Genomic DNA, 24,124 nt, shown 5'->3' with positions numbered 1-24,124 from the left:
AATGATGAAGGTCCTATCTTTGAAGGGGAACAGTTATTAACACTTGTAAAATAATGAATAATGGAGAGTGTATTCCTATGCTCTCCAATTAAATATAAGGAGTGAATGATAATGGCAAAAGCAATTAAAGGATTCAAACCAGACTTTTTATGGGGTGGAGCTACAGCAGCCAACCAGGTAGAAGGTGCATATGACAAAGATGGCAAAGGCCTGAACACCGCTGATATGGTGAAATACATTCCAAAAGAAGAACGAGGCATTCACAACTTTTCAATGGATGTAACAGCAGATTATATTGAAGATGTTCTAGCAGGAAAAGTAGATGATCGCTATCCTAAACGTGATGGTATCGATTTTTACCATCATTACAAAGAAGATATCGCATTATTCGCCGAGCTTGGCTTTAAAGTATTCCGTCTATCCATTAACTGGTCACGTATTTTCCCTAATGGTGATGATGCAGAACCAAATGAAGCAGGTTTACAATTTTATGACAATGTCTTTGATGAATTAAAGAAATATGATATTGAGCCATTAGTTACACTGTCACACTATGAAACACCATTAGAACTTTCCCGTAAATACAATGGCTGGTATGATCGCAGAGTGATTGGCTTCTTCACGAAATATGCAGAAACAGTTTTCACAAGATATAAAGATAAAGTAAAATATTGGTTAACTTTCAATGAGATCAATGTAATGACACACAGTCCTTATACTGGCGGCGGGGTTTTAGTTGATAAGCTACCTAATAAAACAAAAGATCAAATCGCTTATCAAGCAGTTCACCATCAGTTTGTAGCAAGCTCACTTGCTACTAAGTTAGCTCATGAAATCATTCCTGACGTTCAAGTTGGTTGTATGCTTGCGCGTATGGAAACATACCCACATACGAATAATCCAGATGATATTCTGGAAGCACAGCATCAAAATGACCTGAATTTGTTCTTTACAGATGTACAAGTAAAAGGGGAATATCCAAGCTATATGAACCGTTACTTTGCTGAGAATAACATCACTGTCGAAAAAGAAACAGGAGATGATGAAATTATTAAGCAATATCCTGTTGATTTTATTTCCTTCAGCTATTACATGTCAGTAACTGTGTCTACACAAGGTAAGCATGATGAAGTAGCAGGAAATATGATTAAAGGCGGAGTGAAAAACGAATACTTAGAAACATCTGACTGGGGCTGGCAAATCGACCCTAAGGGCTTACGTGTAGCATTACGCGATTTCCATAATCGCTATGGCAAGCCATTATTCATTGTAGAAAATGGCCTTGGTGCTTTTGATAAAGTAGAAGAAGATGGATCCATCCATGATCCTTACCGTATTGACTATTTGAAGAAACACATCGAGCAAATGAAAGAAGCAGTAAAAGATGGCGTTGATTTAATGGGTTATACAGCTTGGGGACCAATCGATTTAATCAGTATGTCTACATCTGAAATGTCCAAGCGTTATGGATTTATCTACGTTGATCAAGATGATGATGGGAATGGAACATTGAACCGTTCTAAGAAAGATTCCTTTGACTGGTATAAGAATGTTATTGCTACGAACGGGGAAGAATTGTAATATAAAAATATTGCGGCATACTTCTTAAGTGTGCCGCAACTTTTTTATCATTCTGCTTTAATACAGTCTTTTTGAATAGCTTTCTTTCAGTCTCTTCTCAATTGAGTAAACAGTTGTATCCGATTGTCTGGCATGTTCAAAAATCATTTTCGCTGCTGTCGGTAATTGTTTTTTATCAGCCCAGGATTCAGGATCCCAGAGACCTGAGCGTATGAAAGCTTTCGCGCAATGAACATAACATTCATCTACCTCAACTGCAATTGCTAATAAGGGAGTTTTTCCCTTTGCGATCAGTTGATTAAGTATCACTTCATCTTTAATGATTGTGGCATTCCCATTCACCCTCAGTGTTTCACCCAATCCCGGGATAAAGAATAAAAGGCCAACTTTTGGATTCGATATTATATTTCGCAATGAATCTGCCCTCTTATTCCCAGGTCTTTCTGGAATAATCAATTGGCGATCATTCAATACTTTCACAAATCCTGCATCATCACCTCTTGGGGAAACATCGCAAAATCCCGACTTCTCAGATGTTGAAATGGTCAAAAATGGCGATTTGGATATAAATTCAATACAATTGCTGTCAAGATGATGTATTACCTTGTTATTAATTAATTCACCGGGATATCCAATCAGTTCCCGAAGTTCTTCTTCTGTATCAATGGTATTTAAAAACTGATAACATTCTTGCATATCTGCACCCTTTTCTTTTTCATTCAATCAAAAACTGACTAATTTTATTTGCTTTTGTGAACTATCCAGGATAACTCTGCCACCAATCGGGAATGTGATACTTGGCTGTGTATGTCCAAAGTCCACATCATATAAAACAGGAATAGACATTAATAACGGATGTTTACCTAAGATAAATCGCAATTGAGCGTTTGTCATTTCAGAAGCTCGCTGAAATCTACCAATCACAAGTCCTTTCAATTGTTTAACCGTCTGCAGCAAGGAGCTTAAATCTCTTGCAAATGTTTCGGGAATGGACATCTCATCATCTTCTATAAATAATATACTGTCTTCTATGTCAGGCATATGTGGCGTGCCCTGCAGTAAATTAAATGTGCAAAGATTCCCTCCATAAAGCTGCCCCTCCGCATACCCCTCATTAAATATCTTCCATTCAGCCTTTTCGAATTGCCGCTTTTTCTGATCCAGGAACCAGGCATCATCACTCCAGAGATCAGAAGAAAAGATCTCATATGGTCCACTTTGCATTACACATTTTTTGAAATAGTCTGTTTGATACTCTTGCAGCATATTCATATGAAAGCTCGAAAAATGGGGACCACAATATGTCACTAATCCTGTTTTCGCTGTAATTGATGCTGCAATTGCCGTTATATCACTATATCCACAGAATACTTTAGGATTTTCGCGAATACAGTCATAATCAATATAAGGCAATAACTCGTTGCTGTTAAAACCACCGATTACGGTCAAAATTCCTTTAACATTCGGATCCTGAAAAGCATGATGTAAATCTTCCAATCTGCTATTTATGGAGGAAGAATTTTGGATATCAGATTCAAAGATATGTTCACCAAATGTGACGATAAAGCCCATCTCTTCCAGTCGTTTTGTTGCAGCCTGAATCCCTTCTTCTGATAAGATAACAGCACTTCTGCTTGGTGCAATTATACGGATTTCGTCCCCTGCTTTTAATTTATCCGGGATGTACAATTGTCTCACCTCTCTTCTATATCTTTAGCAAACTTATATTAGTAATCTGCTTTATATTTTATCACATTGCTGCCCTGGAGATGTTCTGCACACAATTGCTCTGATTTGGTGTATACTTTATATGATAGATAATAAGCCAGAAAGAGAGTGTTCACAATGGGTCGTAAATGGAATAATATTAAAGAAAAGAAAGCTGCGAAGGATAAAAATACGAGTCGTATTTATGCCAAATTTGGCCGTGAAATTTATGTTGCCGCTAAACAAGGTGAACCTAATCCTGAATCAAATCAGGCATTGAAGATTGTATTAGAACGAGCAAAAACATACAGTGTACCAAAAGCAATCATTGACCGCGCCATCGACAAGGCAAAAGGCGGAGATGATGAGAACTTTGATGAATTACGTTACGAAGGTTTTGGACCAAATGGAGCAATGGTGATTGTTGATACATTAACCAATAATGTCAACCGTACAGCGGCAGATGTTCGTGCTGCCTTCAATAAAAATGGAGGAAACATGGGCACAAATGGTTCGGTTTCTTATATGTTTGATCATACAGCTGTTTTCGGAATTGAAGGGATGTCTTCTGATGAGGTACTGGAAATCTTAATGGAAGCTGACATTGATGCACGTGATTTAATGGAAGAAGATAATGTTGTCATTGTTTACGCAGAGCCTGACCAATTCCACGCCTTTCAAGAAGCTTTTAAAGATAAAGGTGTGACTGAATTTACAGTTGCAGAATTAACCATGCTTCCTCAAAACGATGTTAATCTTGATGAAGACACGCAAGAGCAATTTGAAAAACTGATTGATGCATTAGAAGATTTAGAAGATGTGCAACAGGTCTATCATAATGTTGAATTAGGATAAGGTAATCAACCTTTCCAGAAATAGTTGGGGTGTCCTGGAAAAACAGGATACCCTTTTACCCTAATTAATTCTTTTCCGGATCCCTCTCCTACTGGTATAACTTGTATTTCATACCATTTTGATCTCATACATAATTCCCTATCAAGAAAAATAAATTAAATACAGGATTATTCACTAAGTAAACTATTGTTCAATTTTGCTTAGAATAGATACAATGATAAAAAGGAGTGTGATAATCGTGAAATATAATGATACATGGGATCTTGAATCCATTTTCTCTGGCGGTACAGAATCCGAGGAGTTACAAACAAAGTTAAAAGAAACAGAACATCAAATGAATGCATATCGTACTTTACTGAAAGACTGGGAAGGATCAGTCGACTTATTTAAAACCATACTCGAAAAGCGTGAGTCAATCGAAAAAAGCTTAGAGCAAGCCTCCACCTTCGTTCACATGTGGCATGACGCCTACATGAATGATGAACATGCAAATGTTGTAAAAGGGCAAATTATGGAGCTTTATAGTGAAATGCAAAAGCTTTCCAATATCTTTACCAAAAAGTTAGTTGAAATGGCGAATAATGAGTGGGACCACTTATTAGAGGATAAAGATTTACAGAAAGTCTCTTTCGCTCTAAATGAAATTCGTGATGAAGGAAAACGCCTGTTATCTGAACAGGAGGAAGAGCTTATCGCAGAGTTAAACAAAGATGGGCTTGCTGCATGGAGCAGTTTATATGATACAGTTGTGTCGATTATGACAATTCCATTCACAGATAATGCAGGGCAAACTACCGAGTTGTCAGTTGGACAAGCGATGAATCGAATGTATTCAGATCCAGATCCCGATGTAAGGAAACAATTATTCGAAAATTGGGAAGCAGCTTGGGCAAAAAACGGGCCAATATTCACCGATACTTTAAATCATTTAGATGGATACCGTATTACCCTGCAAAAGAAACACCAGTATGATAACCACTTGGAAGAACCTTTGGAATATAATCGGATGAGCAAAGAATCGCTCGATGCGATGTGGTCAGCGATTACAAAGAATAAGCAGCCATTTATTGATTTTCTAAATCAGAAAGCAAAATTGTTAGGGATGGAAAAACTGGGCTGGCAGGATGTGGATGCTCCTGTAACTTTAGGAGAAGTAAAACCAACAAAATTTACGTATGATGAGGCTAGTGATTTCGTTAAGGAAAACTTTGCTACATTCGGGCCAAAATTAGCCGATTTCACAAAACATGCCTTAGAAAATCGTTGGGTAGAAGCAGAAGATAGACCAAATAAGCGGCCAGGCGGATATTGCACAAGTCTTCCAGAGTTTGAAGAGTCAAGAATTTTTATGACATTTACAGGTTCATCATCTGACACAAGTACCTTAGCTCATGAACTGGGACATGCTTTCCACAGCCATGTGATGAAAGATCTGCCAACATTAAATCAAAGTTATGCAATGAATGTAGCCGAGACTGCCAGTACATTTGCTGAGACAATTATCGGGAATGCAACACTAGCGAATGCAAAGTCAGAGGAAGAGAAGATTTCCTTATTAAACACAAAACTGGAAAACGCAACAGCAATGTTTATGAATATTCATGCCCGTTTCTTATTTGAAGATGCATTTTATAAGGAGCGTGCAGGAGGAATTGTTTCTGAAAAGAGATTAAATGAATTAATGGTCGAAGCACAGAAAGAGGCATATGCAGATAGTTTATCAGGGTATCATCCTCACTTCTGGTGCAGTAAACTGCATTTCTTTATTGACGATGTGCCGTTTTATAATTTCCCATACACCTTTGGCTTCCTGTTCAGTTTAGGTATTTATGCAAAGTATATAGAAAATCCAGAAGGGTTCGAAGATAAATACATTGCCTTACTGCGGGACACAGGATCGATGAAGGTGGAAGATCTTGCAGCAAAACACCTTGGCGTTGATATCACAAAAGAAGACTTCTGGGTTGGCGGAATTGATTTAATGGCAAAAGATGCAGAAGAATTTATCCGATTGACTAATAAAGTGATATAACATTCTAATTATTGACCTAAGAAGCTAGGACATAACAAAAATAGTTAATTCTAAAAACCGAACAATAATTAAACAACTATATCACTCATTAATGTACTAATAGAGTTAATGCCAGCTCACCGCTGGGAAAATACCCGCTTTCACCTGAAGGTATAAGTGCGACATCTACTCAAGCAAAATGCACTTGAGTAGTGTCTACTTTACCATGGCCACGGCGGTCTGCTAACTTGGTAAAGACAGCAGCACTTAAGGTAAGTTTAAGTACGATCATCCATTCCATTGAAAGTTTTTCTTCCAAAGCAGTAATCTGCCATTTGGTAGAGGATGATAAATCCAGTTTATAGAAGCTAGCCGTCCGGGTTACAGATACTAACTTAAATACCTCTGACTAAATAGATAAACCTCCATCTATTGTTATATTACTTCCATTCATAAATGCCGCCTCATCACAGGCAGCAAATAATATGGTATGGGCGATTTCGGAGGTTTTAGCTAATCTGTTCACAGGCTGTCTGGCAAGGTACATTGCTTCCATTGCTTCTGGATCGTCAGCAGAATCAATTTTTGCTTGTACCCCTTCTGTTATCGTCGTACCTGGCGACACACAGTTGACTCGGATATTATCGTCAATACAATCCTTTGCGATTGATTTTGTTAGTGCTAACACTGCACCCTTTGATGCTGAATAAGCACTTCGATCCTTATGTCCTTTTTCGGCTGCGACCGAACCTACATTTACAATAACCCCGCCATTTTGTTTCTTCATTTCTTTCACCACATACTTTGAAACTAAAAAAGTCCCTTGAACATTAACCAGCAATGTCTCTAACAAATCTTCTTCGGTTGTAGTCTCAATTGTTCCGGGCAATACTACTGCAGCATTGTTCACAACAATATCAATCCGGCCATAGGTGTCAATCACTTTCTGTACCATTTGCATAACATCGTTCACATTGGAAACATCTGCTTGAACAAAGATGGCATCTGCACCATTTTCCTTTAATTGCTTTAGCGTTTCTCCCCCTCGGTTACTGCGCGAATTAACGACAACTTTTGCCCCATTTCTGGCAAACTGAAGTGCCGTTTCTCTTCCAATCCCCACTCCAGATCCAGTAATTAATACCACTTTATTGGTAAAATCCAATGAAATCGCCTCCTATTGTATAGCCCTGATAATAAGTGCGCACCATTAACTAAAAATATATTCCCCTTGGCCGATTCTAATCGTTTTTCCTTTTAGTGACTCGGAGTCTGTGTTGAACACAAGCTGCTGCATTCGGTTTTCTTCCCCTTTTCTAAATAAAAAGGATTGATTCCCAACCACTAGTTTTTTTTCACTCACCACACCACTTTCTGCAGCTCGCTCAAAGTCAAACAACTCTTGCCAATGCTTGGAAACTGCTGATGGATCCCTGACATCGAATACTGCTTCCACAATAGAAACATTACCTGCTGGATGCTTCTTAATAACTCCTGATTCGATCATTTTTTGTCTTCTTTTTTCATCCGTCCCTGCCCACTGAATTACAAAGGGATATGGCAGTCCTTGATAGTCACCTGCTATTGTCATCATTTTCCACTCAATTAGATTGCCTTGAGAATCTAATCGTTTTCCATCCATAATTGGTGACAGTTCCAGATTGAATTTTGACAGATGCTTTGCTACCGCTTCGATATCATCTGTTCTCAATGCGACACGGCTTAATTCTTCGCGCTCCGGTAACAGTTTTACTGAATCCCTTACTACATCATTTGGTTCCTTGATAGTTTCAGCAAGTTCCCTGTCCTCCACACCAAGAAATTCAATATAACAAAGATCAAAATAACTTAGCACATTGTACGTCCCCCATTGTTTATGAGATCCGCCCATGAAGGCAGTGAGACCTTGTTCATGAAATTGTTCGATCGCATCTTCTAAATCATTCACATAATGAACCGTATGATCCCATTTAATGCTTGTCATTATTGTCACTCTCCCTCTGTGTTTACTCTTCGCCTAACTCTGTAGTCCGTTTTACCGCTTTTAATACACTGCGCTGCAGACCTGCCGCAAAATCTGAATTATTTAACTCATGCAATGCATTAATACCAACACCACCGGCAGAATTATTTATATCAAGTAATTGACGAGGATGTTTGCCTGTCTGTCTTAACATTTCGACAGCACCCGCTACATTCTCCAACGCAATTTCCCATGCCTGGCCTCGGGACAATCCGGCCAGTACGCCAGCATCTGCAAAGGATTCGATAAAATAATACACATAATTCGGACCAGCTACACCAAATCCTGTAAAGGTATCGATTAGCCTTTCTTCCACATACATTACTTTTCCAAATCCTTTTAAAAATGTATCTACTTGTTCAACAGAAGCATGTTCATTTAATGCGACACCACTATACCCTAATCCTGTATCAGTCAGTGTATTCGGAATCACTCGCGCAATCGCCTTTCCTTCGCCAATAAAACCAGTCAATTTGTCGATCGTAACACCTGCTACAATGGAAACAACAACAGCACTCTTGTCACTATAAGTGTGAATTAACTCTCCAACTGACTCCAAATCATCCTGTGGCCTTACACCAATAACGATAATATTTGCCTGCTTCAGGGCTTCTGCTTGCTCCCTTTTTGCCTCTATCTTATATGTTTCACTTAAATATGTATTTCGCTCTTCAGAAATATCGGCAACCGTAATTTTATCTGAAGTTATGGTACCATTTGCCAAAACTGCGCGAATGATTGCTTCAACCATTTGTCCTCCACCAATAAAATGTATCATGAAAAATCCCCCTATGTATTTTTTACTCAGATATGAGAGCAGAGGCGTCCGGAAACGCCCCTGCTGCTGTTTCTCATTTAGTTATTTTCCCATGCTTCCGGAAGGATGAACCCGTCATATTTTTCCTGAGAGTTAATAAATTCTTCAAATTCCGGAGACTCATAAGCTGCTTTTACATCTTTTGCCCATTGTGTATCTACATCTTCTTCTAAAACAGAAACAATAATACGGTGTTCTTCTGGTGTATTTTCAACTTGTAACGCATCGGAAATCTTCATACCAGCATCTGCGATATAGTTACCATTTACTACACCAAAATCAACATCTTCCAGCGCTACGAGAATTTGAGCAGGGTCTAATATCTCAAACTCCAGATCATATTCCGCTGGTGACACACTGTTCATACTAAAATCTGTTGTTCCCGCATCTTCTGCAATTGATACCCATCCTAAATCTTCCAAAATTCTTACCGCACGTTCCTGATTAACCGGATCATTCGGTAAAGCTACTGTTGAACCATCTTGTACAGCATCTAGTGAATCATGTTTCACTGAACGCAGACTTTGCGGTGCTCCTGGAGAAAATGCAAGACGTACCATCTCGATTCCTAACTCTTCATTAATTCCTTCCATATAGGCAGTACTTTGGAAGACGCTCGCATCAATAGCTCCCTCAGCCATTGCCGGGTTCACTTGCATATTCTGAGAGAATATTTCAATCTCCACATTGTAGCCTTGCTCTTCCAGGATTGGTAAAATCCCTTTTCTAAACTGTTCTTCATATGTTCCTACACCGAATCCAAACACCAGATCCTTCTTCTCTTCTGCTCCACTTTCTTCATTTCCATTTTCATTTTCGTTTCCATTTCCACATGCCGCTAAAAATAATACAGTTAACACTGCTAGCAAAGTTAAAACTTTCTTCATTCTTGTCCCCTCGTTTCTCAATTTTTTTATATAAAATTAATAAAAGATCTTATAACACACTATTACGTAATGCTTGTAATGCTCCTTCTGTTGCTTTTACCGAAACTGCACAGTTAGGCACCAATAGAAAAGGCTGATTGGCCATTGATTGAATCGCGCCTTTTGCTTGCTGCTCAATATTTTCGTTATTATCCCCTTCGAATATATGATGATCAATACCTGCAACCTTTGTCTTCTTAAGCTGGATCTCTAATCCCGGGTTCCCCTCAGCTTCTGTATCCCAGCTAATCCCTTCTACAGGATAGTCATCAAACCTTTCCGGCTGTGCATGTACACCACATGTATGAAGGATGCGTCCTCTCTTCTTCATTGCGTTAAGAACTATTAAATCGTAAGGTCTTGAGAATTCATTAAAAGCTGCTTCATCAAATAAATCAGGATGTGCTGTGCCAGTTACTGCATAAAAGAGGCCGTCTGCACCGGCATCTTCCAATGATTCGACATAACTTGCCATTGTCACAGCTATCGTATGAAGCGCTTGATGCACCCCATTACGTTCTGTTTCTATTAGTTTCTGAAAGTCGACAGGTGTTTCACTTCCATACATCGTCTGATTGATATAGGATGAATTTCCTGTTAAAAACATTAAGATAGTTAATGGTGAAAAGACCGTTTGAATAATCGGCGTTTCCGGTAATCCATCGCGAATCAATTTTACTGCCTCAAGCTGTTCCTGAAGTGCAGCAGAATTCGCAGGATCAACCTTCGTAAGTTTCCAGACATCTTCAGAATTCTGAATAATTGCTTTTGTTTGTCTTGGGAATACCCAGCGATAATCTTCAAAATCATACGTATTGCCAAAGGACTCCGCTAAGTAAGTAGCACGTGGATTGATCTTAATCCAATCCCAGTCATACTTACGGGCAAAGCGAATCGTTGCCTCAGCTAAGTCAGCTGCTGTTTGTTCTTTATCCAGAAAATGATGCCAGCCACTCACAATCGGCCGATCAGCCAGTTCTCCATTTAATAATTGCTGGAATCGTTGCATTTTCAAATCACTCATTCTTTTGGCCACTCCCTCTATTCTTTTCTTGCCTTACGTGCCAGTACGTTTCCGGAAGATTGAATACCTTGAACAAAAATAATCAGGATAACGACTGTCGCTATCATTGCAAATGTATCGAATCGTTGGTAACCATAGATGATGGCTATGTTACCAACACCACCTCCACCTACAGTACCAGCCATCGCAGTTGCTCCTATCAGACCGATGGTTGCAGTGGTGATAGATAGAATCAGGGAACCAAACGCTTCTGGCAGTAAGAAATGCCAGATGACTTGAAATGGCGTTGCGCCCATTGATTCTGCCGCTTCAATAATACCAGGATTTACTTCAAGCAGTGAGTTCTCTACTAATCTGGCAATAAACGGTGAAATAAAGATGATCAGCGGCACAATCGCAGCATTTGTTCCAATCGATGTTCCCACAACGATTCTGGTAAAAGGAATAATAGCAACCATTAATATAATAAAAGGAACTGAACGAACGATATTAATAATCGGGTTTAATACCGTGTAAATGATCTTATTTTGTAATATACCTCCAGGTCTTGTCACAACAATGGCAATTCCTAATGGGATTCCAATTAATGATCCGATTAAAAGTGACATACCGACCATATAAAGTGTATCAATACTTGCCTGAATAAATTGATCCAACGTTACAGCTGTTTCGAACATTATGCAGTCACCTCCTCCATATTGGCACCTTTTTCTACTAGAAACTGGATGGCTTTCTCCACATCATTTCCAGCTCCTTCAAACTGCAAATACATAATAACAAGGGTTGTCTCCTGAATTTCGGTCATATTGGCAAATAAAATATTGACTTCCACCTCATAGTTTTTCATAAGCTGATTAACAATTGGTTCAGATGCCGAATCACCCTGTATTTCAAGCCTGAAAACTCTGCTGTTATCTGTCTGTTTCAATGTTCGTTTTACACTCTCTGGAATGTTATTATGGATAACAGTCTGGACAAAGCTTTTGGTTGTTGGATGCTGTGGATGGCCAAATACATCTAACACAGATCCTTGTTCAATAATTTCTCCTGCTTCCATTACTGCTACCCTGTTACACACTTCCTGAATAACAGACATTTCATGTGTGATGATCATTACCGTAATGTTATACTCCTGATTCACTCGTTTTAACAGTTGTAAAATTGACTGTGTTGTTTGCGGATCCAGTGCAGAGGTAGCTTCATCACACAGTAAAATTTTCGGATTTGATGCAAGGGCTCTGGCAATACCTACACGCTGCTTCTGACCGCCTGACAGCTCTTTAGGATAACTCTTCGCCTTATCACTTAATCCAATAAATTCAAGCAGTTCCATCACGCGCTTTTTAATTTCCGCTTTTGGCTTTTTTGATAAAATAAGTGGAATTGCCACATTATCAAAAATAGTTTTTGATTCTAATAAATTGAAATGCTGAAAAATCATACCGATCTGTTTTTTCATTGCACGTAATTTACTGTCAGACATTTTATCAAGCTCTTGCCCATCGACAATCACTTTTCCGCCTGTCGGGCGTTCCAGATAATTCACTAAACGGACTAACGTACTTTTACCAGCACCACTGTATCCAATCACACCGAAAATATCGCCTTCTTCTACTTGAAGGTTGATCTCCTTCAGCGCTTCGGTTGTTATGTTCTTGCGTTTATATGTTTTGTGAATACTCCTCATCTCTATCATAGTCATCTTACTTCTCAACCTCTCTCAGTGGTCATTTCTCTTCTAATTCAGACAATGCTTGTTTGGCTAATGCTGCGAAATATTCGGCTCCAGGAACAAGTATCTTCTCGTCAATATCAAAGCTTGGGTGATGCAGCGCATAAGGCTGCTCTGTTCCAATATTGAGAAAAGCTCCTGGTATTTGTTCTAAATATAAGGAAAAATCCTCCCCGCCAAACTGCGGGTCTAAATGATGGTAATCATAGCCTTGTTCTTCTGCAACCTTTTGTACAACCTGCACCCATTTTTCATGATTTACTGTTGCAGGTGGGCCAGGGTACCATTTTAACTCTGCGTTTGCCCCCATTGCAGCAGAAATCCCTTCAATGGTTTGTTTCATTTTCTGGGGGATTATTTTCCTTAATGATTCATCATGTGTACGAACTGTTCCTTCTAAAGTGACTGTTTTCGGCAGGACATTCCATGTGTTCCCACCTTCAATTCTTGTAACACTGAGCACGACTTGATCTTGCGCTCCTGTCATACGGCTGACAATTGTTTGCAAGGCCATCACAATTTGTGCGGATGTAACGATAGAATCAACACCAGACTCTGGAGCAGCTGCATGGGCTCCAACACCTTCTACTTCAATTTCAAATCTGTCGACCCCAGCTGTTAAAGCACCTGGCCTTGAACCGATCGCACCAGACGCTAGTTCCGGTCGATTGTGCAAACCGAAAATCGCTTGCACATCATCAAGTCCTCCTGACTGTAAGACAGCCTCAGCACCATGACCCGTTTCTTCAGCTGCTTGGAAAAGGACACGGACCTTACCAGGCAGTTCATTCTCTGAGGCTTTCAGCAAATACGCTGCACCAAGTATTGTGGCAGTATGAAAGTCATGTCCGCATGCATGCATTTTTCCAGGGATTTGAGAAGCAAATGGTAAGCCTGTTTGCTCCTCGATCGGTAAAGCATCAATATCTCCTCGGATAGCAACAATTGGCCCTTCCTTTGTTCCTATTTCTGCAACAAGCCCCGTTTCCAATGGTAAATCCAGAATTTTTATACCCACTTCTGACAGCCAATCCCGAAGTTTCGCCGTTGTCCGGTATTCTTGATAGGAAAGTTCAGGCTCTTGGTGAAGGTTGCGGCGAACAGATATTAACTCGTTTTCTAAATCGTCTATTCTCTTTTGTAAAATAGCCCTCATCATTGATAACTCCCTTCATTTTTTTCAAACGATAAAGATTTAAGCCCATTTCTCACCATTGCGTTCCTTTTCCTCAATTCGGTCAATAACTGCTTTTAAGCTGCTCGATATATGTGATTTCATAGCTTTTTCAGCAGCTTCACCATCGTTATTTCTGACACATTGCAGGATAAGATCATGTTCCTCATCTGCTTCTTCATTCCACTTTCCATATATGGACATTAACCGGCAATAGCGGTTGGCATGATCTTTTACCATACTTAATAGTTTGACCGTTGTTTTCAGATTACTTATATCTGCTAAATAATCATGAAATTGATTTCCATAAGAGACAAAGACTTGACTATCACCTAACTGGAACGATCGTCTAATATTGGACAGGATTTCGTTCAGAACCTTGACATCCTTTCTAGTTGCATTTCTTGCAGCACTTTTTGCAATTTCTCCTTCAAGCATGCTGCGGATCATGAAGATCTCTTCCACTTCTTCTTTAATGAATGAGGCAACTTTCAGCCTCCCGTTTGGCTGTCTTACCAGGAATTCTTCCATTTCCAGCATTTGAATAGCTTGCCGCAGTGGTGTACGACTTATCTCCAACAGTTTCGCCAACTGTTCTTCTCTAACGATTTGATCAGGTTTTAATTCACCATAAATGATTTTCTGCTTCACTTCTGAATAAGCAAAGTCTTTCGTTAAACGCCGGCCTTGTGCCATACTCATGTCCTCTTCCTCCGAATATAGTGATTTCTTTTCCATTCATTTCCCTGCAAAGGGCGGAACTATAAGCCTATTTCTTATAGAAAATCTTATGCATACTTGTATAATTGTGTACATTTTTTTGTGGCAAAAAAATATAACAACCCTTTACAAATTAATTTCATCTTCTACACAACCATCAGAAACCTGACTATTCTGTTTTCTTTGAAATTAATTAACCTAGATTTCTATGAAGCTATTATTCCTGATGAGTGACATGGTTTAACTGTAAAATTGTTGGCATAAGATAAACATGATAATTCCTATTTGCTTACTTTGATATTTTTTAATAATATATCATGAATGCAAGATATATTCCACTATATTTTTGAAATTTCATAAAAGATCTTATGTTTTTATGTGAAAAATGATTTTTTTCCAGCGTAAAGGGTAAGAGTATAAAATAGTAAACTTTGAACAGACAAGGAGTTTAATTGATGATTACCTTTGAAAATGTAACAAAGAAATTCCCTGACGGTACCATTGCGGTAAACCAGGTCGATTTCTCTATAAAAAAGGGAGAGTTTTTTGTTCTGATCGGTCCCAGTGGCTGTGGCAAAACGACTACTTTGAAAATGATGAATCGGCTTATTCCATTAACAGATGGAACCATTTATGTAAATGACAAAAGGATTAGTGATTATAACATCCACGAACTTCGCTGGAATATCGGCTACGTCCTGCAGCAAATCGCTCTTTTTCCTCATATGACGATTGAAGAAAACATCGCTGTTGTCCCAGAATTAAAAAAATGGAAAAATGATAAAATAAAACAACGTGTAACAGCATTGCTGGAGATGGTTGGTCTTGATCCAGATACATACCGTAACCGGAAGCCTGGTGAATTATCAGGTGGACAGCAGCAACGGATTGGAGTGGTTCGCGCTCTCGCTGCAGATCCTGATATCATTCTAATGGATGAACCATTCAGTGCATTAGATCCTATTAGCAGGGAAAAACTTCAGGACGATATTATAGAGTTACAAAAAAAGATTAATAAAACGATCATATTTGTCACTCATGATATCCAGGAAGCATTAAAAATAGCAGATCGGATTTGCTTAATGAAACAGGGGAAAGTCGTCCAGATTGGCACACCGGAAGACTTTATTACAAATCCAGCTAATCAGTTTGTTGAGAATTTTGTTGGTTCTGCCAAAACACTCGGTGACAATTTTCATTTAGAAGAGCTGGTTCAGCCCCTTTCTGACACAATCTCCGGAGAACAGGAAACTGCGATTGATGCAACCACTTCGTTAGAAAAGGTTTTAGCCCTCTTAGCGGAAAAGGAAGAAGTTTTCGTGCAATCAAATGGAACGCTTATTGGTAAACTTGACCGGCAAGTGATGGTAAATTATATGGCAAAAGCAATGAAGGAATGCATTTCAAACAAGACAGAATGACCTATGGCAGGCATTATTTGAGCATATTCAGATTTCTTTTATTGCGCTTTTATTTGCCGTACTTATTTCTATCCCATTAGGAATTTACTTAACGAAAGCAGAAAAAATAGCAGAGCCAGTAATCGGTATCGCTGCCATTCTACAAACAATACCTTCATTAGCTTTACTCGGTTTATTTATCCCATTAATGGGGATTGGGATGAAGCCTGCTGTAATTGCCTTAATTTTGTATGCATTATTGCCTATTCTCCGCAATACATATACCGGGATTAAAGAAGTGGATCATTCCCTCATTGAAGCAGCAACGGCGATGGGGATGAACACATGGAAACGATTGATAAAAGTAGAGTTGCCGCTCGCTATGCCTGTCATTATGGCTGGTATCCGAACTTCGATGGTTTTAATTGTTGGAACGGCGACACTTGCTGCCCTAATCGGTGCAGGTGGCCTTGGGGATATCATTTTATTAGGGATTGACCGGAATGATACTTCATTAATCGTGTTAGGTGCGATTCCTGCCGCATTACTGGCGATATTTTTCGATTTATTATTGCGCAAGATGGAAAACTGGCCATTTAAACAGTCAATTATAACGATAAGCATCATTGTAATTATTTCTATATTACTTATTATTGTTCCGAATCTTTTAAATAAAGAGGAAGAAACACTCGTGATTGCAGGGAAATTAGGACCCGAGCCTGAAATCCTGATCAATATGTACCAATTGCTTATTGAAGAAGAGACGGACATAGAGGTAGAATTAGATCCAGGTCTTGGCAAGACATCCTTCTTATTCAACGCATTACTGGAAGGAAGTATTGATATTTACCCCGAATTTACAGGTACAGCTTTATCTCAATTTCTAAACGAGACTGCCACTAGTAATGATGAGAGGGAAGTCTATACGCAAACACGTGATGGCTTAATGGATCAGTATAATTTAGCGTACCTTGAACCAATGGCATATAATAATACCTATACATTGGCTGTTACAGAAGAGTTTGCCGAACAATATAACCTTACAAACATTTCTGATTTACGATCTGTCCAAAGTGAGGCAGAAGTTGGATTCACTCTGGAATTCTCTGACAGGGAAGATGGTTATTTAGGGATTCAGGAAGTTTATGGGATAGAGTTTCCGAATATGACCACAATGGATCCACAGATAAGATATTCGTCCATCGAACAAGGATCCATTAATTTAGTAGATGCTTATTCGACAGACAGTGAACTGAGAAGATACAACTTACAAGTATTAGAAGATGACCAGAACTTATTTCCACCATATCAAGGTGCTCCTCTTCTGCGCCAAGAAACACTTGAGAAATACCCAGAGTTAGAGGGAATACTAAACCAGCTTGCAGGGAAAATTAATGATGACCAGATGAGAGAGATGAACTATCAGGTAGCAGTTGAAGGATTAAGTGCTGCGGAGGTTGCTCAAAATTATTTAAAAGAAGAAGGGTTAATAGAAGAATAGCATTTATCAAAGCCGCATCCTGCGAGGCCAATTAATCGCAGGAAAGCGGCTTTTACTTTCTGATTTTATTTCTCATACTCTCTTGTTCATACCAAATCACTCAGGGAAATCTCAAGATCGAAACTCCCCCTACACTTCCCATATTTAAAAATCAAACTGATCCGGATCAGGAACGCTTCGCTTATTCTCATTTAATCCATCTAATTGACGCATATCCGTATCAGAAAGTTCAAAGTCATCAACATGCAAATTCATCTTCATTGATGTTGTCATTTAGTTTGGGATCGTAATCACACCATGCTGAATATCCCAGCGTAAAATAATTTTAGCAGGCGATTCCCCATATTTATCTGCAATATTTAATACTGTTTTCAGAAACATATCCAATTAAAAATACCCCAGGCAAGTTAGGATTTATCCCCTAACTCCTGGGGGTTTTACAGCTGTTTTTCAAATTATATCCAGCTTCTTCTCCGGCGACATTTACATTTTCGCCCATTATTAGTAGATGCAGGACTTACTCTTTGACAATTTGGAGAATTTATATCACTGCCACAGTTATAATCTTCTACAACTGTTTCGTTGACATTCGAATTTCTTACTGGATAATAATTCTCATTTCTAACAACTGTTCTGTTAACATTTAATACTTCTGTTGGATGGATATGCTTCACTGTTCGATAGTTCGTTCTGGTATTCGTGACTCTTCTAGTTGGACTCACAATCATTTCGTCTTCTGCAGGCGAAACTGAGTTATTGTCACACTCTCGAGAATCGTTATATCGTCCCATTGAATTATCCCCCTTTCTCTCTAACTACTACATAGTATGTATAAGAAAAAGGTTTGTCCTAGACAAATGACTTTATTTATAAAAATGTACGTTTCTTTTGGGAAAATTGCTTGATTTTCGAGAAAAGTATCAATCGGAAATGTCCTTTGTCAAAGAACTATTTATCATTTTCCTCAGTCTCTTTCTCTGCTTCCTTTTCAGCTTCCAATTTCTTAATCTTTTTATATCGCTGTCTTTGCCGATTTCCGTACGTAGTAGAAAGAACTGCTTCCTCATTCTCTAAAGTAGTCCCAAATGCACCAATAAGGGTTGAAATACAAGTAGCGGTCCAAGCTACCGTAAGATAACTTAAAACATTAACTTCTGTAGAAATATTTTTTTGCAAAAGTTCACCTGGTATTAATGTAATCGAAGCAAAAATAAAGGCGACAAATAGTATAAGATAATAAAAACATACAGTTATTAGCAACGTAACTACCGTTGTAAGATTGTATAACCTTCGAAAAGACTTGCTTCTACCTTCTTGAGGCTTCTCCCATAATTTATGAACAAGTAAAATCCATGTAACCATCATGGAAATGGAGATGACAGTTACCAAAATTAATCGTCCAACATTGTAACTATCACTTAGACCCCACAATGCTGGGAAGACTAGCGCAAAACAACCTGAAGTAAATGCAATAACTACAATCTTTAAGAAATGGGGAAAAATAACCCATGGCTGGTTTGCCTTTATCATGCCGAATAACAATTTGAAAAAGCCGAAGAATTTATTGCGATAGGTATAGAATACTTCATGTTTTTCACTATTATCAATCTCATCCCGTTTTACTGGCGACAAATATTTTAACTTTTCTATATTACTGGAAACCGTAGTCTTTAATTTCTTCTCACTGGAATACGAGAAAGCCACTAAATCTCTTACAATACTAACGACTGAATTAACAACCTTGTTGGTTACTGGTAATATCCCTAGTGACGGTACACTTAACCAGGCAATATTCATCATTTTGTCTATTTCTATAACAATTGGTGATTTTTTATGAAAAAAGGGTAAGTCAGTAAGACAAATGGCAATATCCCAATCCTTTTCTTCCATTATTTCAGATATTGCGTTTTTAATTTTCCCTTCATCTTCTGTCACACCAGTTAAGGGATCAATTTGGTATTCAACCTTCCAATCAATCTGGTTATCTAAAAAGTCAGAAAACAGATGTGGAAGCTTCTCTTTTAGAACTTCTCCGAATTGCTCCGTATAACCAGGTGCGGTAATAATGCCAATACGTTTTGTAGAGCCTGTGTGCATGGTGTTAGTTACCCCCTGAGTAGTTTGTTGAATTGTTAAATACTATTTTAGTTGCCTATTATATGCGGGATAAGCGAACCTCCTTCAGGGAAAGAAAGGGTGGATTCGTCTATCTGGCTGATTACTGTATGAAATGGAAATCAAGCCAGGCGGGAGCAATAATAAGGTTGCTTCTGTCATTCTTATATTTATATACCTCGCTTTTCCACAGATAAACATTCCTGTTATCAATGTAATACAATTGAAAAACGCTACTTCAAAGCATTCGGGTTACTTCATTACACAGGAAAATAAAAAAAGGCTAAAATACTGTATTGTAAGTATTCTAGCCTGAAATCTCCGCCTTTAAGCATGAATGTTCTTTTTTGTAACTATTGATCTTAAGCAACAAGGTCTGCTGCTAGCGTTTTATTCTTCCTCACTTAATTCAGTGACATCTACTTCAAAAGTGTCTTCTGATTCTTTCTTATATCGGACAGTCGCCTTTTGGGTTTCATCATCCACCTCGAGGATATATACATATTCACCATTGTATACCACATCTTTCATTACCGGATCATCTTTAATATCCTTTGCTCTCATTAAGTTCATAATATATAGCCTCCTAATTTGATATTTTTCTCTATATAGGAATAATACCTTTTTTTAAGAAGCTGAAACATCGGATTCTAAATCGGAAAGTTATTTAGTTTATATCACCTAAGTATACAGGAAGTTCCTTACCCTCCACATAATCCACTATATATTGCCGCATTGTTTGCGGATAAAGTCTGTAATTCAGTAGTTCTGCTATTGACAGCCACTCTACCCCAATTTGCCCATCATCAGGAACACTTCCATTTCCAATACGTTCGCTTTTTCCGTTAATTTCACATAGAAACATATACTCTGTCTGATGAACTGTTGAATCAAATTCAAAATGCTCATGATTTTTCCCAATATATTCTCGTATAAAAATCACATCACCAACTTCTACTTCCGCATTGACCTCTTCCATACATTCTCTCTTTAATGCTTGATGGAGATTCTCCCCATGATCTTGTCCGCCACCTGGTAAAATATAATAATGACCGTCCTTATCCTCTTTTTTTATTGCTAGTAACCGATCATTCTGAATAATAACTGCTTTTGCTGAATTTCTTATTCCCATTCCCCCACCTCCATTAATTTACAACTCATCTGTTCCTATTTTACAGTAAAATTTACTTCTAATATATATAATATATGAATGTTATGCTTGTGGGGATCAAGCTTCGATAAATTGCATTAACAGCCTATTGAACTTATTATGTTCCTCCCAGAAAAGCCCATGACCGCTATAGAAAAACGGAACCAATTGTGAATTTTGAATACTTTTGTCCAACTCTTCAGCATGTGAGAATGGAATAACTTTATCATGGATACCATGTGTGATGAGAACAGGTACATGAATGCCAGGAAGGTCTGCATACAGCTTTTCATCTCTTAATGTCATAATGATATTCGCTGTTGACCAGCTTGCTGCTTTTAGCCCCATCTGCAAGAACCATTCCGAAAAAGACTTTGTTATATATTGAAAGAAAAAGGTATCAGTTACTCCCTGCATCATGTTTGGACGATCATGTAAAGTTTCTTCAAGTAATTTACTTGCCGTCTCTTGTGTAAACCCTGTAGGAGCCGCTGCATCAATCAGAACAAGTTTCGATACTCCTAAACCGTTATGACGTGCCATATAGCGAATGGCAATCGCCCCGCCTGTTGAATGGCCCACAAGAGTAAAATCATCTAATTGTAATACCTCTACTATCTTTCGGATATCATCCGATAGTCTGTTATAATCATAGCCGCTGACCGGACTGTCTGATTTTCCAAATCCTCTCCAGTCTATTCCTATACATCGGTAACCCATACCAGGCAGAACATTATATTGGTATTCAAACTGATTATGATCCAACGGCCAGCCGTGTAGAAATACAATTATTTTATTACCTTTAGAATTGATATCTTCCAGGTATAAATTCACACCATTTTCCACCGTAACATAGTATCCCATACAGATTCCTCCATTTTCGAACCTTTTTACAACTAGCCTATTCCTGCTCCTCTGTATAGGTGAATATCTCATCATTTACCATTCCCAACGTTCCGAATAAGGGAGAGATACAATAAATCAAGATAACTTCTCGTTTATCCGTAAAAATTAGTTATATTTCACTATTTTACCGTTAATCACTAAACGCTGGCAATGGATCATAAAGCTTATTCCAGTCTAATTTCATTTCCAAACCTGTTAACAAGCAATCATCAAGACTGTTAATAATAGTTTTCTTATCCATTTCTATACCGATGAACACTAACTCTGTCATTCTGTCTCCATATTCTTGATCCCAGCGCGCGTATAACTCTGGATCCTCCTCGAATATCTCCTGTTGTTCCTGTTCCGGATAAGCGGCTACCCACTCTCCAGCTCCCTGGATAGAAAGAGAGGTTCCTGCCTGTGATAATAAACCAGTTATACTATTTCTGGAAGCTAACCAGAAGAAACCTTTCGCGCGAACTATACCTGCGGGCCATTCTTCTAACCATTTCATCCAGCGCTCGGGGTGGAATGGCTTTTTTCGTCGGTAAACAAAAGAACTGATTCCATATTCCTCTGTTTCGGGGATGTGCTCCTCGTTTAATTCCTTAATCCAACCCGCTCCCTGACTTGCTTTTTCGAAATCAAATAAGCCTGTATTCAGTACAGACTTCAGTGGAACCTGACTATAACTTGTTTCGATAATATGGGCATCTGGATTTAATTGCTTTAAGACGGCTTTTAATTCTTCTCTATCGATTTTTTCGATTAAGTCTGTTTTATTTAAAACAATTACGTTCGCAAATTCAATTTGGTCGATTAAAAGATCAATAACTTCTCTTTCATCTTGCTCGTCTGCTCCTTGATTTCGGTCCAGCAGGCTTTCACCAGACCCATAATCATCCCAGAAGCGATTGGCATCCACTACTGTTACCATTGTATCTAAACGACAGTTTTCTCCAAGATTAATGCCAAGTTCCTCATCTTCATAAGTAAAACTTTGGGCAACAGGAATTGGTTCTGATATTCCAGTTGATTCTATTACAATATAGTCTATATCAAGCTTTGAAAGTTTTTCTGCTTCTTTTATTAAATCATCTCTTAACGTACAGCAAATACAGCCATTTTGCAGTTCAACCAGCTTTTCTTCTGTTCGGCTGAAACCGCCTTGTTTCACCATATCAGCATCTATGTTTACTTCACTCATATCATTAACGATAACTGCAATTTTAAGGTCTTCCCTGTTATGAAGTAAATGATTTAATAAGGTTGTTTTTCCTGACCCCAAGTATCCACTCAGTACAGTAACGGGTGTTTTCTTTGACACTTCTATTCCTCCTAAGCATTTTGCGCAATGCGCTCCGCTGCTTTTCTAGCGCCTGCAATATTTCTTGAAACAGGGCCAATTTCTAATTCTGCCAGTGCCCCGGCAACAAAGAGCCCTGCTTTCCATTCTAGTGATCGTGAAACAATAGGGAAGCCACAAGGTGCACAGGGAAGTGCTAATTGGTCAATAACCGGCTGGATCCATTCTTTCCCCGGAAAAGCCAGTTCTGCTCCCGTCGCTAAAATTAATGAATGACCACGAACTATTTCTCCATTATTCATCATTAACTCGATCATTCCATCAATTAGCTTTGCCTCTTCAATCTCTCCGGTATAAAGGTTTAACCTTCCTTGTACTGATTGCCTGTTCAACTCCAAGTATAGATCTCTCGTCATGGATCCCCTGTTTCTAGCCTGTTGAATAAGGCTCCGTCGTTTTTTATAACAATCTGTTTGATAATATTTGGTTAAGTATTTCGGTCCAAGCCAGCCAGGATCACTATCAAACTTATGGATTCTGATTGAATGCCGCTTTACTAAATGGACCGAATTAATCGTTTCCTGCTTTGATAATGTATTGGCAAGGTGTCCTGCTGTCATGCCTCCTCCGAGAATGATAACATCCCCTTGATCTGGCAAAGGTTTATCCAAATCAAAAATATGACTGACAGCATCACTAGCCTTATACTCGGATACCCAGTCTGGATAATGAGGTTCCTGATTCACACCTAATGCCAGCACGACACGCTCACCCTTGACCACTTGGTTGCCGGACATCCTTACTTTCCAATCATTTTTAGACCAGGATAGTCCATTCACAGTCCCTTGCTTCCAGCAATAATGGACGCCTGCCTTGTCGATTTCATCTAAGCTGTGCTGATTAAACATATCCAATCGCGGTCTGGAATAGTTTCCTTTGAAGGCTTTCGCATAGTCGTTTGATCGCGAATATTTCTTCAAACTGTATGGATCGGCGGCGATGTGATGGACGGATGGAGATCTTAAATAAGCCATCCCTATTCTATCTGTCAATGTTCGCCACATCCATATTGGTTCAGGATGTGGATCAATGATTAAGAGTTCTTCTTTGCTGACTTTATTCTGCAGCAGGCGGGTGGCCACACAGCATCCCTGAATCCCGCCGCCTATAATGATCCATTTATACATATACGAA

Annotated in this window: 22 protein-coding genes and 1 pseudogene; 5 read left to right on the top strand and 18 right to left on the bottom strand. The window is 38.7% G+C overall.

Features of this window, described 5'->3' with window-relative positions; genetic code table 11:
- Window positions 1–111 precede the first annotated feature (111 nt).
- Window positions 112–1,581, top strand: a complete 1,470-nt coding sequence (locus tag F9U64_RS19530) for a glycoside hydrolase family 1 protein (RefSeq protein WP_153406579.1) — start codon at window positions 112–114, stop codon at window positions 1,579–1,581.
- Between the two features lie 57 nt (window positions 1,582–1,638).
- Here F9U64_RS19530 and F9U64_RS19525 read toward each other — a convergent pair whose 3' ends face one another.
- A complete protein-coding gene (locus F9U64_RS19525) occupies window positions 1,639–2,277 on the bottom strand; it encodes a pyridoxamine 5'-phosphate oxidase family protein (RefSeq protein ID WP_153406578.1) in 639 nt (212 codons plus the stop codon).
- A gap of 27 nt (window positions 2,278–2,304) precedes the next feature.
- The gene (locus tag F9U64_RS19520; RefSeq protein ID WP_153406577.1) at window positions 2,305–3,270 is read right to left on the bottom strand and encodes a S66 family peptidase; all 966 of its coding nucleotides are present in this window, start codon (window positions 3,268–3,270) and stop codon (window positions 2,305–2,307) included.
- Between the two features lie 156 nt (window positions 3,271–3,426).
- On the opposite strand from F9U64_RS19520, the gene F9U64_RS19515 reads away from it, so the two are divergent.
- A complete protein-coding gene (locus F9U64_RS19515; RefSeq protein ID WP_153406576.1) occupies window positions 3,427–4,143 on the top strand; it encodes a YebC/PmpR family DNA-binding transcriptional regulator in 717 nt (238 codons plus the stop codon).
- A 238-nt stretch (window positions 4,144–4,381) separates the two neighbouring features.
- Window positions 4,382–6,175, top strand: a complete 1,794-nt coding sequence (locus F9U64_RS19510) for a M3 family oligoendopeptidase (protein WP_153406575.1) — start codon at window positions 4,382–4,384, stop codon at window positions 6,173–6,175.
- A 388-nt stretch (window positions 6,176–6,563) separates the two neighbouring features.
- Here the strand turns inward: F9U64_RS19510 and F9U64_RS19505 are convergent, their stop codons facing one another.
- The 9 genes from F9U64_RS19505 to F9U64_RS19465 form a co-directional block, all read right to left on the bottom strand.
- Window positions 6,564–7,319 (bottom strand): SDR family NAD(P)-dependent oxidoreductase, encoded by a 756-nt coding sequence (locus F9U64_RS19505; protein ID WP_153406574.1) that lies wholly within the window; start codon window positions 7,317–7,319, stop codon window positions 6,564–6,566.
- Window positions 7,320–7,364: 45 nt separating this feature from the next.
- Window positions 7,365–8,138, bottom strand: a complete 774-nt coding sequence (locus tag F9U64_RS19500) for a VOC family protein (RefSeq protein WP_153406573.1) — start codon at window positions 8,136–8,138, stop codon at window positions 7,365–7,367.
- Window positions 8,139–8,160: 22 nt separating this feature from the next.
- Window positions 8,161–8,955 carry a pyrroline-5-carboxylate reductase gene (gene proC / locus F9U64_RS19495; protein ID WP_153406572.1) on the bottom strand — a complete coding sequence of 265 codons (795 nt, stop codon included), beginning with the start codon at window positions 8,953–8,955 and terminating at the stop codon, window positions 8,161–8,163.
- Window positions 8,956–9,032: 77 nt separating this feature from the next.
- Entirely contained in the window at window positions 9,033–9,881 is an 849-nt protein-coding gene (locus tag F9U64_RS19490; RefSeq protein ID WP_153406571.1) for a MetQ/NlpA family ABC transporter substrate-binding protein, read from the bottom strand.
- A gap of 49 nt (window positions 9,882–9,930) precedes the next feature.
- The gene (locus F9U64_RS19485) at window positions 9,931–10,944 is read right to left on the bottom strand and encodes a uroporphyrinogen decarboxylase family protein (RefSeq protein WP_153406570.1); all 1,014 of its coding nucleotides are present in this window, start codon (window positions 10,942–10,944) and stop codon (window positions 9,931–9,933) included.
- Between the two features lie 17 nt (window positions 10,945–10,961).
- Entirely contained in the window at window positions 10,962–11,621 is a 660-nt protein-coding gene (locus tag F9U64_RS19480; RefSeq protein ID WP_153406569.1) for a methionine ABC transporter permease, read from the bottom strand.
- The gene (locus F9U64_RS19475; protein ID WP_153406596.1) at window positions 11,621–12,640 is read right to left on the bottom strand and encodes a methionine ABC transporter ATP-binding protein; all 1,020 of its coding nucleotides are present in this window, start codon (window positions 12,638–12,640) and stop codon (window positions 11,621–11,623) included. The genes F9U64_RS19480 and F9U64_RS19475 overlap by 1 nt, the downstream gene beginning before the upstream one ends.
- A gap of 31 nt (window positions 12,641–12,671) precedes the next feature.
- Window positions 12,672–13,832, bottom strand: a complete 1,161-nt coding sequence (locus tag F9U64_RS19470; RefSeq protein WP_153406568.1) for an amidohydrolase — start codon at window positions 13,830–13,832, stop codon at window positions 12,672–12,674.
- Between the two features lie 39 nt (window positions 13,833–13,871).
- Window positions 13,872–14,552 carry a GntR family transcriptional regulator gene (locus F9U64_RS19465; protein WP_153406567.1) on the bottom strand — a complete coding sequence of 227 codons (681 nt, stop codon included), beginning with the start codon at window positions 14,550–14,552 and terminating at the stop codon, window positions 13,872–13,874.
- 473 nt (window positions 14,553–15,025) lie between these two features.
- Between F9U64_RS19465 and F9U64_RS19460 the strand changes: the two genes are divergently transcribed.
- Window positions 15,026–15,991, top strand: coding sequence for an ABC transporter ATP-binding protein (locus F9U64_RS19460; RefSeq protein ID WP_153406566.1), 966 nt, complete (start codon window positions 15,026–15,028; stop codon window positions 15,989–15,991).
- A pseudogene (gene opuFB / locus F9U64_RS19455) lies at window positions 15,972–17,471 on the top strand (osmoprotectant update ABC transporter permease/substrate-binding subunit OpuFB); the annotation flags it as partial. The gene F9U64_RS19460 and the pseudogene opuFB, both read left to right, overlap by 20 nt.
- 455 nt (window positions 17,472–17,926) lie before the next feature.
- Here opuFB and F9U64_RS19450 read toward each other — a convergent pair.
- From F9U64_RS19450 to F9U64_RS19420, 7 genes are all read right to left on the bottom strand, one after another.
- Window positions 17,927–18,262, bottom strand: coding sequence for a CotD family spore coat protein (locus F9U64_RS19450; protein WP_153406564.1), 336 nt, complete (start codon window positions 18,260–18,262; stop codon window positions 17,927–17,929).
- Window positions 18,263–18,419: 157 nt separating this feature from the next.
- A complete protein-coding gene (locus F9U64_RS19445) occupies window positions 18,420–19,568 on the bottom strand; it encodes a hypothetical protein (RefSeq protein ID WP_153406563.1) in 1,149 nt (382 codons plus the stop codon).
- A gap of 408 nt (window positions 19,569–19,976) precedes the next feature.
- On the bottom strand, window positions 19,977–20,159 hold the full coding sequence (locus tag F9U64_RS19440) for an H-type small acid-soluble spore protein (RefSeq protein WP_153406562.1): 183 nt from the start codon (window positions 20,157–20,159) through the stop codon (window positions 19,977–19,979).
- Window positions 20,160–20,253: 94 nt separating this feature from the next.
- Window positions 20,254–20,718: an NUDIX domain-containing protein gene (locus F9U64_RS19435; RefSeq protein WP_153406561.1), complete on the bottom strand. Its 465-nt coding sequence runs from the start codon at window positions 20,716–20,718 to the stop codon at window positions 20,254–20,256.
- Window positions 20,719–20,814: 96 nt separating this feature from the next.
- Window positions 20,815–21,600 carry an alpha/beta fold hydrolase gene (locus tag F9U64_RS19430; RefSeq protein ID WP_153406560.1) on the bottom strand — a complete coding sequence of 262 codons (786 nt, stop codon included), beginning with the start codon at window positions 21,598–21,600 and terminating at the stop codon, window positions 20,815–20,817.
- A gap of 172 nt (window positions 21,601–21,772) precedes the next feature.
- Entirely contained in the window at window positions 21,773–22,951 is a 1,179-nt protein-coding gene (locus tag F9U64_RS19425) for a GTP-binding protein (protein ID WP_153406559.1), read from the bottom strand.
- Window positions 22,952–22,962: 11 nt separating this feature from the next.
- Window positions 22,963–24,117: an FAD/NAD(P)-binding protein gene (locus F9U64_RS19420; RefSeq protein ID WP_153406558.1), complete on the bottom strand. Its 1,155-nt coding sequence runs from the start codon at window positions 24,115–24,117 to the stop codon at window positions 22,963–22,965.
- Window positions 24,118–24,124: the final 7 nt, after the last annotated feature.

Source organism: Gracilibacillus oryzae, from assembly GCF_009498735.1.
Taxonomy (GTDB): Bacteria; Bacillota; Bacilli; order Bacillales; family Amphibacillaceae; genus Gracilibacillus; species Gracilibacillus oryzae.
The sequence above is the reverse complement of the archived record's forward strand: the minus strand, read 5'-3'. Positions and strand labels throughout refer to the sequence as shown.